The organism is Streptomyces sp. NPDC088157 (genome assembly GCF_044741545.1).
Taxonomy (GTDB): domain Bacteria; phylum Actinomycetota; class Actinomycetes; order Streptomycetales; family Streptomycetaceae; genus Streptomyces.
Map to the genome: position 1 here is coordinate 32,136 of NZ_JBIUSU010000020.1, position 13,895 is coordinate 46,030.

General features: G+C 68.6%; 11 protein-coding genes. 7 read left to right on the top strand and 4 right to left on the bottom strand.

Going from position 1 to position 13,895, the window contains the following annotated elements:
- Positions 1-31 precede the first annotated feature (31 nt).
- The 6 genes from ACIPFH_RS42640 (at position 32) to ACIPFH_RS42665 (ending at position 5,869) form a co-directional block, all read left to right on the top strand.
- A complete protein-coding gene (locus ACIPFH_RS42640) occupies positions 32-985 on the top strand; it encodes a succinylglutamate desuccinylase/aspartoacylase family protein (protein ID WP_401835453.1) in 954 nt (317 codons plus the stop codon).
- Positions 982-2,442, top strand: coding sequence for an aldehyde dehydrogenase family protein (locus ACIPFH_RS42645; RefSeq protein WP_401835456.1), 1,461 nt, complete (start codon positions 982-984; stop codon positions 2,440-2,442). The genes ACIPFH_RS42640 and ACIPFH_RS42645 overlap by 4 nt, the downstream gene beginning before the upstream one ends.
- The gene (locus ACIPFH_RS42650) at positions 2,439-3,377 is read left to right on the top strand and encodes an aldo/keto reductase (protein WP_401835459.1); all 939 of its coding nucleotides are present in this window, start codon (positions 2,439-2,441) and stop codon (positions 3,375-3,377) included. Before ACIPFH_RS42645 ends, ACIPFH_RS42650 begins: the two co-directional genes overlap by 4 nt.
- Before the next feature lie 46 nt (positions 3,378-3,423).
- Positions 3,424-4,089 (top strand): haloacid dehalogenase type II, encoded by a 666-nt coding sequence (locus ACIPFH_RS42655; RefSeq protein WP_401835462.1) that lies wholly within the window; start codon positions 3,424-3,426, stop codon positions 4,087-4,089.
- 46 nt (positions 4,090-4,135) lie between these two features.
- Positions 4,136-5,419 (top strand): NAD(P)/FAD-dependent oxidoreductase, encoded by a 1,284-nt coding sequence (locus ACIPFH_RS42660; RefSeq protein WP_401835465.1) that lies wholly within the window; start codon positions 4,136-4,138, stop codon positions 5,417-5,419.
- A gap of 111 nt (positions 5,420-5,530) precedes the next feature.
- The gene (locus ACIPFH_RS42665) at positions 5,531-5,869 is read left to right on the top strand and encodes a transposase (protein ID WP_401835467.1); all 339 of its coding nucleotides are present in this window, start codon (positions 5,531-5,533) and stop codon (positions 5,867-5,869) included.
- Between the two features lie 133 nt (positions 5,870-6,002).
- Here the strand turns inward: ACIPFH_RS42665 and ACIPFH_RS42670 are convergent, their stop codons facing one another.
- Positions 6,003-6,170 (bottom strand): hypothetical protein, encoded by a 168-nt coding sequence (locus ACIPFH_RS42670; RefSeq protein ID WP_401835469.1) that lies wholly within the window; start codon positions 6,168-6,170, stop codon positions 6,003-6,005.
- 349 nt (positions 6,171-6,519) lie between these two features.
- On the opposite strand from ACIPFH_RS42670, the gene ACIPFH_RS42675 reads away from it, so the two are divergent.
- Positions 6,520-7,980, top strand: a complete 1,461-nt coding sequence (locus tag ACIPFH_RS42675) for a non-reducing end alpha-L-arabinofuranosidase family hydrolase (RefSeq protein ID WP_401835480.1) — start codon at positions 6,520-6,522, stop codon at positions 7,978-7,980.
- Between the two features lie 139 nt (positions 7,981-8,119).
- On the opposite strand, the gene tpg is transcribed toward ACIPFH_RS42675, so the two are convergent.
- From tpg to ACIPFH_RS42690, 3 genes are all read right to left on the bottom strand, one after another.
- Positions 8,120-8,677 (bottom strand): telomere-protecting terminal protein Tpg, encoded by a 558-nt coding sequence (gene tpg / locus ACIPFH_RS42680; protein WP_401835470.1) that lies wholly within the window; start codon positions 8,675-8,677, stop codon positions 8,120-8,122.
- An 85-nt stretch (positions 8,678-8,762) separates the two neighbouring features.
- The gene (gene tap / locus ACIPFH_RS42685; RefSeq protein WP_401835473.1) at positions 8,763-10,862 is read right to left on the bottom strand and encodes a telomere-associated protein Tap; all 2,100 of its coding nucleotides are present in this window, start codon (positions 10,860-10,862) and stop codon (positions 8,763-8,765) included.
- Positions 10,863-10,920: 58 nt separating this feature from the next.
- Positions 10,921-13,320: a Helicase associated domain protein gene (locus ACIPFH_RS42690; protein ID WP_401835476.1), complete on the bottom strand. Its 2,400-nt coding sequence runs from the start codon at positions 13,318-13,320 to the stop codon at positions 10,921-10,923.
- Positions 13,321-13,895: the final 575 nt, after the last annotated feature.

The following is a 13,895-nucleotide window of genomic DNA, read 5'->3' on the forward strand; positions in this document are numbered from 1 at the left end:
CCACGCATTCACGTCATTGGAAAGGAACGACATGTACTCCATCGGTCCCCTGACCGTCGCCCCGGGCGAGCGCGCCCAGGGCCTCATCCCGGTCGGCACCAGCAGCTACGGCGTGGAGCTCGGCATTCCGCTGATCGTCGTCAACGGTGCGCACGACGGCCCGGTCCTGTGTGTGGACGCGGGTGTGCACGGCGACGAGTACGACGGCCAGGAGGCCATCCGACGTGTCCTGGCCGATATCGACCCGGTCACGCTGCGCGGCGCCGTGGTCGGCATACCCTGCCTGAACACCCCGGCCTTCGAGGCGGCGGCCCGCGCAAGCGGCATCGACCATCTCAACCTCAACCGCATCTTCCCGGGTGACGCGGAGGGTTCGTACTCGCAGCGGCTGGCCGCCACCTTCGTCGAGAAGGTCGTCCCGGCCGTCGACGCCGTGGTCGACCTGCACACCGGTGGCGCCTACGGCGAGATCGCCCCGCTGGTCATCCTCCAGGGCGGCTACGAGGACCTGGCGACGGACCTGGCGCTCGCGGCCGGGCACGAGCTGGTCTGGAAGGGCGGCAAGTGGGGCGGCACGGTCCGTCACCCCGTTCTCGCGGCCGGCAAGCCCGCCATCACCATCGAGTGCGGTGGCGCCACCTACCGCGAGACCAACGTCGAGCATCACATGAACTCGATCCGCAACATCCTGCGCAGCCTCGGCATGACCGACGGGGAGGCGGAGCTGCGGGACACCTACACGACCGTCTCCGGCACCTTCGCCCGCTCCGCCGCCGGCGGCTTCTTCGTCGCTCGCGCCGAGCCCGGGGAGACCTGCAAGGAAGGCGACCTGATCGCCACCATCACCGACCACTACGGCAACACGCTGGAAGAGGTCAGCGCCCCGCGGGACGGCATCGTGCTCTGGATGCGCCGGATCCGCACGGTCCGTCCGGGCGACGAGGTCGTCATCTTCGGCGAGGTGCTGGGGGAGATCCGGCCATGAGCGACGAACTGCAACTGTCCGACCTGCTGATCGACGGCAAGCAGGTCTCCGCCGCCGACGGCCGCTCCTTCACCGTCCTCGACCCGTCGAACGGGAAGGCCATCGCTCAGCTGGCACTGGCCGGCAAGGCGGACGTGGACCAGGCGGTGGCCGCCGCGCGCGCGGCCTTCAACAGTCCCGAGTGGGCCGGGATGCGTGCCGCCGACCGGGGCCGCATCCTCTACCGGATCGCCGAGGCCATCCGCTACCAGGGCGAACGACTGGCGCGGCTGGAGAGCCAGGATGTCGGCAAGCCGCTGAGGCAGGCCAAGGCCGATGTCGAGGCGGCGGCCCGCTACTTCGAGTTCTACGCGGGCGTCGCCGACAAGCTCGGCGGCTCGACGATCCCGCTGGGCCCCGGCCTGATCGACTACACCGTCCGTGAGCCGATCGGCGTCTCCGGCCAGATCATCCCGTTCAACTACCCGCTGCAGAACACCGCGCGGGGCTCCGCCCCGGCGCTGGCCGTGGGCTGCACGGTGGTGCTCAAGCCGTCACCCGAGGCGCCGCTCACCCCGCTGGAGATCGGCAGGATCGCCCTGGAATGCGGCCTTCCGCCGGGCGTGCTGAACGTGGTCCCTGGTGACGGCGAGACCGGCGCGGCCCTGGCCGGCCACCCGGACATCAACCAGGTCACCTTCACCGGCTCGGTGCCGACCGGTATCAAGGTCGCCCAGGCCGCCGCCGCCAACGTGGTGCCCTCTGTCACGGAACTCGGAGGCAAGTCGCCGGTCGTCGTCTTCGCCGACGCCGACTTCGACCTGGCGCTCGGCGCGGTCGCCGCCTCCGCGTTCGGCAACGCCGGACAGACCTGCTCGGCCGGCACCCGGCTGCTGCTCCAGCGGGGCGCCGAGGAGTTCCTGGACAAGCTCGTCGCGCACGCGGCGTCCCTGCGCCTCGGCCCGGGTCTCACCGACCCGGACGTCGGCCCGCTCGTCGCCGCACGGCAGCGGGACCGGGTCCTCGGCTACCTGGAGCTGGCGCGGCAGGAGGGCGCCGTGGCACGGGCCGGCGGAGGCGCCCCCTCGGACCCCGAGCTGGCCGACGGCTACTACGTCGAGCCGACCGTCCTGACCGGGCTGGACAACCAAGCCCGTTGCGCCCGCGAGGAGATCTTCGGTCCGGTCGTCACGGTCATCGAGTTCGACGACGTGGCCGAGGCACTTCAGATCGCCAACGACAGCCCGTACGGCCTCGCCTCGTATGTGTGGACCCGCGGCATCGACAAGGCGATGCGCATGGCCGAGGGCATCCGGGCCGGCCAGGTCTACGTCAACGCCACCGGCGTCGGCACCGGCGTCGAGCTTCCCTTCGGCGGCTACAAGCACAGCGGCTGGGGCCGGGAGAAGGGCCTCGAAGGCCTGGCCAGCTACCTGCAGACGAAGAACGTCTGCATCGGGTTCGGGAACCGGTCATGAGGTACCGCACGCTCGGTGAGCGCGGCCCGGCCGCCTCGGTCGTCGGCGTGGGCGGCAACAACTTCGGCGCCCGCCTGGACGAGGAGGGCACGAAGGCCGTCGTCCACGCCGCTCTGGACGCGGGGATCACCCTGTTCGACACCGCCGACATGTACGGCGGGTCCGGCGAGCGGGGCAGCTCCCGCGGCGACGGCGAACGGCTGCTCGGGGCCGCGCTCAAGGGCAGCCGCGACGACGTGGTGCTGGCCACCAAGTTCGGCATGGAGATGGGCCAGGACGCCGACCTGTACGGCCCCCGCGGGGCCCGGGCCTACATCCGGTACGCGGTCGAGGCATCGCTCAGCCGGCTCGGCACCGACCGGATCGACCTGTACCAGTACCACGAACCGGACGGCATCACGCCGCTGGAGGAGACGGCTGCCGCGCTCCGGGAGCTGGTCGACGAGGGCAAGATCCGTTACCTCGGCTGCTCCAATCTCCCGGCCGAGCAGCTCACGGACGCCTTCGTCTCCACCCAGGCCCGCTACCACCTGCTCGACCGCGCCGTGGAGCAGGACCTGATCCCGGCCTGCCTGCGCCACGGCGTCGGCCTGCTGCCGTACTACCCGCTGGCCAACGGCCTGCTCAGCGGCAAGTACCGGCGCGGCGAGGAGCCCCCGCCCGGCAGCCGCCTGTCCTGGCGGCAGGGCTGGCTCACCGACGCGTCCCTCGACAAGGTCGAGGCGCTCACCGAGTACGGCACCGAACGTGGCCTGACCCTCCTCCAGGTCGCGGTCGGCGCACTGGCGGCCCTGCCCGCCGTCGGCTCCGTCATCTGCGGCGCCATGACCCCCGATCAGGTCACCGCCAACGCGGCGGCGGCCGACTGGACCCCGAGCCCGGCCGACCTGGCCGCACTGGACGTGATCGTCGCCCCCGGCGAACGCGTCGTCTGAAGCCCCCCACTCCCTCCGCAAACACGCGAGATCGAGGTTGGACACCATGCGAGAGATCGTCACTTTCGACGCCTACGGAACCCTGGTCGACTTCCAGCTCGGCCCCACCACCCTGAAGGTCATCTCCGACCGGCTGGGCCTGGACAACCTGGACGTCGACGAGTTCCTCGACGACTTCCGCGTCATGCGCTTCCAGGCCGTCCTGGAGGCCTACCGCCCCTACCACGAGATCCTGCACTCCAGCCTGCGCAACGCCATGCGCCTGCACGGCCTGGAGTACCGCGAGTCCGACGGCGACGCCCTCGTCGAGGCCGTCCCCACCTTCGGCCCCTTCCCCGAGGTCCCGGACGCCCTGCGCGCCCTGAAGACCAAGTACGAGATCGCCATCATCTCCAACAGCGACGACAACCTGATCGCCCGGAACGTCGAGAACATCGGCGTCGAGTTCGACCACGTCATCACCGCCCAGCAGGCCGGCGCCTACAAGCCGGACCGGCAGACCTTCGAGCACGCCTTCAAGACGATGGGCGTCGAGCCGTCCCAGGTCATCCACACCGCCCAGGGCTGGGAGTACGACCACATCCCCACCCGCGACCTCGGCCTGAAGCGCCGGGTGTGGATCAACCGCTACGGCCGCCCCGGCAGCGCCGACTACCAGCCGTACGACGAGCTGCCCGATCTGTCGGGCCTGCCGAAGCTGCTCGGCTGCTGACCGACGGCGCAACGGAAACAGACCGAGAACACAGAGGACTCACGCCATGAAGCAGATCCCCTACTGGCTGGACACAGCCCCTGCCTGCCCCGACCGTTCCGGAAAAGACCTGCCCGACGAGGCGGACGTGGTGGTGATCGGCGGCGGTCTCACCGGTCTGTCCACCGCCTACCACGCCGCCCGTAAGGGTGCCCGGGTCGTCCTGGTCGAGAAGGACAAGGTGGGCTCGGGCGCCTCCGGGCGCAACGGCAGCATGTGCACCCAGGGCATCACCATCAGCCCGGCCGAGGCGCGCAAGCGCTTCGGGCAGGAGCGGGCCCGTGAGCTGTACGACGCCTTCCGCGAGGCGGTCGACGTCGTCGAGGGGCTCACGCGCACCGAGAACATCGACTGCGACTTCAACCGCTCCGGGCGCCTCGGCGCGGTCTGCAAGCCCGGGCACTTCGACGGCCTGCGGGCCAAGCAGCGCGACCTGGCCGACAACTTCGGCCACGAGACGATCGTCCTGAGCAAGAGCGAACTGCGGGCCGAGCTCGGCACGGACTACTACCACGGTGCCCTGCTCGACCCGCTCAGCGCGGGCCTGCACGTGGGTAAGTTCGTCGGCGGCCTGGCAGACGCCGCCGAGCGTGCCGGCGCCGAGATCCACGAGCGCAACGCCGCCACCGGCCTCACCCGCCTCCCCGGCGGCGGCTTCATGGTGGAGAGCATGAACGGCACCATCCGTGCCAAGCAGGTCATGGCGGCGACGGACGCCTACACCGACAAGTCGATGCCGTGGTTCCGCAAGCGGCTGATCAACGTCGGCAGCTTCATCATCGTCACCGAGCCGCTGGGGGAGGCACGCGCCAAGGAGCTCATTCCCAACGGCCGCCTGCTGGTCGCCCACAAGAACGTCGGCCACTACGTCCGCCTCACCCCCGACAACCGCCTCGCCTTCGGCGGCCGGGCCCGCTTCGCCCCCTCCAACCCGGCCTCCGACATCAAGAGCGGTGACATCCTCAAGCGGGAGATGACCGAGATCTTCCCGCAGCTCGCCGGGGTGCGGATCGACTACGTGTGGGGTGGCATGGTCGGCTTCTCCTGGGACCGCATCCCGCACGCGGGCGAGGTCAACGGCCTGTACTACTCCATGGGTTACTGCGGTCATGGCGTCCAGATGGCCACCTACATGGGCCGCGCGGTCGCCGAGATGATGGACGGCAGACCGGAGGCCAACCCGCTGCGCGGCTTCGGCTTCCCGAAGGTCCCCGTCCCCTTCTACAACGGCACGCCTTGGTTCCTGCCGTTCGGCGGTGCCTACTACAAGGCGAAGGACAGGCTGTTCTGAGCCGATGCCGACGGCGCTGAAGCCGCGGAGACCTCCCAAGGAGTGGTCCTGGGACGTCCCCGCGGCCTTCCGGTCTCGCGACCCGTTGCCGCACCTCGCGTACGCCCGCGCGTGAACCGCGTCGAGACAGGGCCCACGTCCTGGGCCTGTGGGTCGGCTCCGAAGGCGAAGGCGCCACCGGAGTTCACGCCTTACCTGGCGTTCCCGCCGGCCATAAGGACGGTGGTCTACTTCACGAACATGGTCGAATCGATCAACTTGCGGCTCCGCAAAACCACCCGCAACCGCGGTCACTTCCCCTCGGAACAGGCCGCGTTGAAGGTTCTTTACCTTGCCGTCCGCGAGCAGATCGACCCCAAAGCGCGCGACGCCAACCACGTCGCCGCACACTGGAAAGAGGCACTGAACCAGTTCTCACTCTTCTTCGAGGACCGCCTCAGCATCCAATGACAGCAACCGACTTACACAAGATCGCTGACACGCCCCCTGTGCATCGTGAAGTTGCTGGTCACGGGTCTGGTGTGTGAGGGGTTCGGGATGCTCGGCCTGGCCGCGGGTGGATGACTGCGGTGAAGATCGTCGGTCACCGGGAAACGTCGCGGTTTGTGAGGACGAGCAGGGACCTCACCAGGGCGGTCGCCCACGTCGGGTCGGTACGGACCTTGCCGAGCACGCGCCAGTTCTTGAGGCGGGCGGAGCCGTGCTCCACCGGTGCCCGGACCGCTGCCAGTGCGGTGTTCCTGAGTGCCACCGGCCCCGCCGCGAGCGCGGGTCGGGCACCAAGCCGAACCAGAGGCTCAGGTGAGCGACCTGGTCGGGGTCCGTAATGATCACCAAGCCCGCGCACTGCTACCTGCCCCTCACGCCAAAGACCGGTACAACCACGGAACTTGAAGCCGCCTGGTTTCAGCCTGCGAACGTTTCTGCTCGCGAATTGTGCGAGAGGTATTGACGCTGATCACCGGAACCTCGAGCATCCAGTTGCTCGACTCTTCGACCCTTGTTCGGCATATCGGACAGTCGGGGTCGTGCCACACCGCCTCCGGACAGCCTCTGACGGGCTAAACCGGAGTCGCTTGCTCAAGGATGACGAGGTCCTTATGCCCAGACACAGTTTCAGCCGCAGACATCCGTCTGCGATGCTCGCCGCTGCGGTTGCGGCCCTGGCCGCGTTGGCGGCGCTGCTCGTCGCCGGCCCGGCTCAGGCGGCCACCACCAGCGACGTGCGCGGTGTTGATTCCGGCCGGTGTCTCGATGTGTCGGGCTTCAGCCAGACCGACGGCGCGAACGTGCAGATCTGGGACTGCCACGGTGGAATCAACCAGCAGTGGACGTTGACGGACAGCAACCAGCTGACCGTGTACGGCAACAAGTGCCTGGATGTCCGGGGCGGCGCCACCACGTCCGGGACCCCGGTGCAGATCTGGACGTGCAACGGCAGTGACAACCAGCAGTGGCGGGTGAACCCCGACGGCACGATCGTCGGCGTGCGGTCCGGGCTGTGCCTGGAGGTCTCGGGCTGGGGCAAGGCCAACGGCACGGCGGTGCAGATCTGGTCGTGCCACGGCGGCACCAACCAGAAGTGGACCGGCCTGTCCGGGGCGAGCAACGCGTGTGCTCTTCCGTCGACCTACCGGTGGACCTCGACCGGCCCGCTGGCGCAGCCGAAGTCGGGGTGGGCCTCGCTCAAGGACTTCACCAGCATCGTCTCCAACGGCAAGCACGTCGTCTATGCCACGACGCACAACACCCTCGCCGGTGACGATGGGCGCTGGGGATTGACGACCTTCAGCCCCTTCACGAACTGGTCCGACATGGCCACTGCCACCCAGAACACGATTCCCTTCGATGGCATCGCGCCGACGCTGTTCTACTTCGCCCCGAAGAACCTCTGGGTGCTCGCCTACAACGGGGGTTGGCCATACAGCTTCTCCTACCGCACCTCGAGCGACCCCACCAACCCCAACGGCTGGGGCCCGCAGCAGGAACTCTTCACCGGAACCCTTCCCCCCACAGACGACGGGAGAGCCCGGGGCCCCCTCGACGTGACCCTCATCGGCGACGACACGAACATGTACATGTTCTTCGCCGACGATGAGGGCGGCGTCTACCGCGCCAGCATGCCCATCGGCAACTTCCCGGGCACCTTCGGTTCGTTCACTAAGATCATGAGCGACACGGCGCTCAACCTGTTCGAGGCGCCGGAGGTCTACAAGGTCCAGGGTCAGAACCAGTACCTCATGATCGTCGAGGCCCAGAATTACACAGGGTATGGTCGCTACTTCCGCTCGTTCACGGCCACCAGCCTCAACGGCACCTGGACACCGCAACCGCAGGCCAACACCGTGACCAACCCCTTCGCCGGCAGTGCCAACAGCGGCGCGACGGCCTGGACCAAGGACATCAGCCACGGCGATCTGGTTCGCACCAACCCCGACCAGACCAAGACCATTGACCCCTGCAACCTGCAGTTCCTCTACCAGGGGCGCGACCCCAGCACCGACGGCATGGACTACGGCCTCCTGCCGTACCGGCCGGGCGTGCTGACACTGCAGCGCTAGCCGGTGGCGTGAGCAAGCCGTCGGCAGCCCGCAGTCCGGCGCCACCTACCTGCTGACCGGCTGGGCCAAGGCAGCCAACGGGTGACGGGCGGTGCTACGAACCGGCACCACCCGTCACGGCAGTGGCTTGACAACAAGATTAGTAATCGAGGTCGAGGTAGTCGATGTCGTTGAGGGTGACGTCGGAGAGTCCTGTGGCGCGGCTGCCGCCGTCCTGGAAGTAGATCTCTTTGAATCCCTCGGCGATGATCGCGCGCATCTGCTGGTCGCTGGCGCCTGTGTTGCGGGCGTCGAACAGGCGTTGTGCGTAGGCCGGTGGGAGGTGGACGGTGAGTCGTCGGAAGCGTCCGTCGTCGGTTGTGCCGAGGGGTGCGGTGTAGCCGAACCGGGCCCTGGTCTCCACGGTGATCCCGCCGGTGGTGGCGGCCTGTCGGCGGCGGCGTTTGCGGATCTGGGGCTGCCAGCGGGCCCGTACGGCGGCGTCGATCCGTTCGGCGATGGCCTTCGGCGGGTGTTTGCGTTCGCCCTTGCGGTAGCGCTCCACCGACCGCTGGCTGACCCCGATCTCCTCAGCAACAGCCCGGGTGGTCTTGAGCTGCTTGATCAGGTAGCCGATCTGGCCCTTCAGCGTCTTGGGCGGCTGGCGGGTGAAGCCTTCCCGGTCGGCGCGCTCGATGGCGTCCTCGATCTCTGCCACAGCTCAGCCCTTCTCGGCAGTGGGGTCCTGGCCGCCAGTGTCGAGCAGCGAGATCTTGTGCGTCGGGCCGGTGTCGGGCACTGGCCTACTCTCCTTCGTCGAGGACGGCGTCGCCGCCCTTGATGTGCCGGGCCGGATTCAGCCCCTGTTCCATGAGGTCGACCGCCCACAGCATCGACTGGACGCCTTCCAGCTTGGCCAGGCCCGGGGTGGGTCCGAGACGGAAGGCGCCGGGCTGAGGCTTGCCGGAGGCGGCGTAGGGCAGGAAGTCCAGCGGGCTCTCCCCGGGCGAGGGGTAGACGACGCAGTCGGAGAGCACCGCGAGCGGGTACAGGCCGGTCATCCTGGCCATGTTGGTGAGTTTGCGATGCATGTTGATGCGGGCCTTGGAGATGACAGCGGCGCGGATGTCGGGGCGCCAGGTCGACCGTTGAAGGGCCGGCCACCGCTCGCCCTCCTTGTACTTCTTGCCCTGGGGGCGCTCGCGCAGCTTGCCGATGCCGCCCTTGACGGTGGCCTTGATGGCGGCGAGGACGGCCGCCATCGCCGGGTCGGCGTCCTTGTGCCGCTCCATCGCCGCGAGGAAGGCCCGATCGTCCAGGTCCCGGGTGACGCCGAGATCGGCGAGAGTGTCGACGTACGCCTCCTTGAGCCGGTCGTGCCACGGGTCCAGATACGCGCCGGTCTCCCGGCGCAGGTAGCCCTCGATGGGCTGGACGTTGTAACCGAGCTCCTGGGCGTAGGCGACGGTGTGCGTCTGGTACCAGACCGGCCCCGCCGGCCGCACCCCGTCCGGCGTGAACGGCGACGGCAGACGCGGATCCACCTCGACGTGAGAAAGGTCGACCAGCCAGCTCCCGGGGATCTTCGGGTTGAAGGCCGGGGCGTGGAAGTGATCCGGTGCGCTCAGGCCGACAACGAGGCGGGCCGCGGCGGAGAGGAACGCGGTGTTCAGGTCCAGGCCGACCGCGTACGGCAGCGTGCACTCCTCATCGTTGAGCAGGCTGACGTCGCGCACCCACTGGTAGGCCTCTTCGTTGAGGAATCCGCCACTCCAGCCGCTGTCCACGACGACGGGGTGCTCGGGGGTGGCCTCCGGGGGCGCCGGGTCCACCGGCTCCGTCCCCAGCGAGCCGGGATGGTGACCGGGCACCCAGTTCCCCGTCTGCGGGTCCTGCACCGCGCGGGTGGGCGGCCGCAGCGCGGTCATCAGCTCCAGGCCGGACACGGCCGTCGACCCTCGCGGCGTGATGACCCGCTCCGCGTACGTACCGAGGACGCGCGCGATGGCGGCCGGCTCCATCTCCGCCACCCCGGGCCAGGACCGCTCGTCCAGGGCGTCCCAGGACAGGACCGCGAGCTGCACGCACTGCCGCTCACGCCCCTGGACCTTGCGGTAGATCCTTGCCCAGGGGCCGAACCCGCGCTGGGTGAGCCGCCATTTCGCCTTCACCACCTGCTTGACCACGGGGTGGTCTTCCGGCAGGCGCAGGGAGCGGCGCTGCTCGTGGCCCTCGAGGCGTTCGGGGAGGCCGAGCTTCACGGCGGCCGCGGCGGTGAGGACGATCAGCGGGTCGCTGTCCTTGCCGTTGCGGTGCAGGCGCGGCGCACCGAGCCCGGACTCGCGCAGCGTCCACTCCACCAGCTCCACCACTGTGGTCGCCGGGCAGTCGAGCACGATGCCGTCCACGCCGTACGCGGACCCGTCACCGTCCAGTACGGCGAGCGGACCGTGCGGGAAACGCGGATCGGCTGCCGGCCTCGCAGCCTTCTTAGGGGCCGGGCGCCGCGATGCCGCGGCCGGCCGGGTGGCGGGACGCGCCGGCCCCGCACCTGGAACGTCGACAGGCTGCGGGGCGTCTGCCGTCTCCCCCTCGGACGCGGTCGGTGCGGCAGGCGCTGCCGGCACCGGCGCGGCAGCCGAGACGGCACCGGGGGCCGGATACTTTGCCGCCCACCCGTTCAGCAGCCGCTGGTAGGCATCCAGGCGCGGCGACTTCGGCTCGCTGCGGCCGTTCTCCCAGTTCTTCACCGACTGGGTCGTCGTCTTCAACGCGGTGGCGAGGCGGGCCTGGGTGATGCCGGCAGCCTCACGCAGCCGGGCACGCTCCGCCGGAGGCGGCAAGTGCGGCTCCTCATTCAGTAGAGCGTCGACAGACGCGAACAGCTCCTCCTCAGACGGCATGCCCCGCACCTTTTACTCGAGACCGGACCAAAACTTATCCACCAACTTACCCCTCTCCTTAACCATCTGCCGCCCATTCCAGTCCCAGCGCGGCGAGCGCCTGTAGTTTGTCGACGGTGAGCTTGGCGCGGCGGGTTTTCTGGTTCATGGTCCAGACTCCGAGCTTGACTTCGGTGCCGTCGGGCAGCGTCTCTACGTGCCCCCGTGGGACGGTCACGGAACCCTCGCGGATCTTGTACTGCGTCAGGGCCGCTACGCCCTTCTCGAAGGCGCTCATGGGCGTGGTGGAGGGCTTCGCGGGTGCCTCCGGCTCCGGGGCGAGCGGTGTGATGCTGAGTTGCTCCAGGCGCTCGCGCTGCCCGGCCGCCAGGGCCTGCCAGACCTTCGGCGTCCGCTGCTTGGCCAGCCATTTCCCGATGTCCATGCCGTGGACCGTGAACCCGGGCAGGACCGCGGTCTCACCGCCCTGGCCGTCTTCGTCGCGTAGGAGTTCGCGTAGTGCGGCGTAGTGGCGTTGCCAGTCCGCCGGCCACGCCGGGTTCCAGTCCTTGTCCACGGCTTCCAGCGCGGTCTTCCATTCGGGGTGTCCGTCCAGCGCACCGGGCCGCCGCAAATTTGCGAGCCACATCCCCAACGGCCGGTCCAGCATCGCTGCGGACCTGGGGGCGCACAGCGTCCAGTGCTGGTCGTAGTAGGCCTTGGCGGCTTCGAGGTTCTCCTGGAAGCGTTCATCTGCCAGGGACCAGACCATGCCGAGTTGTTCCAGCCGTCGGGCGCGTTGGCCGGTCATCTGTCCGGCTGTGTAGGCGCGTCGTTGTTCTGCGACCCATTGTCCTAGTGGTGTGGCGCCTTCGCGGTGTCCGTAGGGCACGCGGGCGTTGCCGACCCGTTCGACGTACGTCTTCAGCTTCGCCCAGCCGCGGGCCCAGTCCTGGCGTTCGGTGTCGATGACGTTGAAGGAGACCCAGTTCGCGACCATCACCGGATCCCGGGGGGCGGCAAAACGGAGCAGCAGCCGGGATTCTTCCTCACCGTCTCCTGGCGCGGCACCGATGTTCACGGACGGTTGCGCGACGTCCTTCTGCGGCTCCTGGGGAATCGCGAGCAGTTCCACGGCCTCTTCATCGTGGGCCCGCAGCCCTTCCAGGACTTTCACCAGGGGCCGGTAGGACCCGGAGGTGAACATGTCCTCGGGCTGCTCTGCGGGCTGGAGGAAGACGGGCACGATCAGGGAGGCCAACTTCCCCTGTCCGGGCTTCTGCCGGAGCGCCCGGCCGATGGCCTGGACGATGTCGTGCGGCGCCCCCTTGGGGTCCAGTAGAGCCACTGAGTCCACCGCGCGGATGTCGACGCCCTCGCCCAGGACCCGGCAGTTGGAGAGAACGGCCCGCTGCGCCGTGGTCCCGAACGAGCCGAGAACCTCCTGCCGGCGCTGAGGGACGTGCTCGCCGCACAGCCAGTTGGCCCAGATCCGCTTGGGGTAGGTCTCGGGCTGATCGGCATGCAGCTTCGCAGCAACGCGCTCCAGTCCTTCCGCATAGGCCTGTGCCTCGATGGTGCGGTGGTGGAAGGTGATGCACGTCGACAGGTCGTGCTCAGCCATGGTGTGCAGCAACGCGGCCTGCAAGGCCCCGAGCCGCTGCCCGCGGACCTCTTCGGTGTGCCGCTCCTCGCCCATCAGCCGTTCGGGCGTGACGACGGGGTCCTGGAGCTCTAGGACGATGATCTGATACCGCGCCAGCAAGCCCCGGGAGACGGCTGATGCGAGTGAGAGCTTGTACAGGACAGGTCCGAAGACCTTCTCGTCGTCCATGGAGGCCGCCATCTGACGCGGCAGCGGATCCCGCACTCCCTCGGCGACCTCGCGGTTGAGCCGCTCCTCCCAGATCCGCGGCGTCGCCGTCAGGTACAGGCGCCGGTACGCCGGGATGACGCTCTGGTCGTGGATGTCTGCCCACGCCTTACCCATCGAGCCACTTGTCCGGTGGGCCTCATCCACCACCGCGAGGTCTACTGGATCAAGCTTCTGACCGTAGGCGCCCTCGAACGCCTCCGCCAGAACACCCAGCGACGCGTAGGTGGCGTAGATGGTGACCGGCCCCTGCCCGTGCCACAGCGCCAACTGGATCGGGTTCGTCGTGGAGCGCACCTTCAACGACCACAGCTCCGGATCGTCCTGAAGCGAACACACCGCAACCGCCGGCCCCTTGTGCCCGGCCTCGTGCCACGCCCTCACCGTCTGCGCCAGCAGATCCAGCGTCGGCACCAACACGAGCACACGCCCCCTGGGCACGAGCCGCCTCGCCGACGCGGCAGCCATGATGGTCTTCCCCGTCCCACACGCGGCGTGCACCTGCCCACGAAGACCATTCCAGGGAATACCGCCCGGCGGAACATCAAGACCGCGCACAATGGCGGCAACGGCCTCGATCTGGTGATCACGCAACTTCACGGCCATGCCCCGTGCTCTCCTTTTCGCAGAATGCGGCGCGTAATAGCAAGTGGAATCCAAGGCGCAAGGTGCGCGGCGGTAGGGGTGTAGCATCTGATCCCAGACTCTACACACTTACAACTAGTGATGCATCCCCCGCATACCAACTTCGCACCCGGGGTGACGGATGACTCAATCCCACCCACGAAAGCCCGGGTTCCCTGTATGCTGACAGGCCACTGGCGAAACATGTCGGGACAGGTTAGACAGTGGGGGAGGGGTTCAGGGTGGAGCGCAGCGGAACCCATCACTACAACGAGGCCGGCACCCTGTCAGGCCGACGGTCCGTCACATCCCGTTGCAGGGGTGATAGCTGGGAATCCCAAGCCCTACACAGACCCGCGCGTAATGCACCCACCCCTTACTGCCAGCCCCAGGAATCCCGCTTGCGGGATTCCATCAATTCGCGCTTGCGCGAATTGTCCCGCGCTCAGAATTCCGCTTGCGGAATTCGATTCCCGCGCTTGCGCGGGAATCTGGCGGAGCGTCAGCGGAGCCGTTCTCTATGCAGCGCGCCAGCGCTGCATATCCCGCTCCGCGGG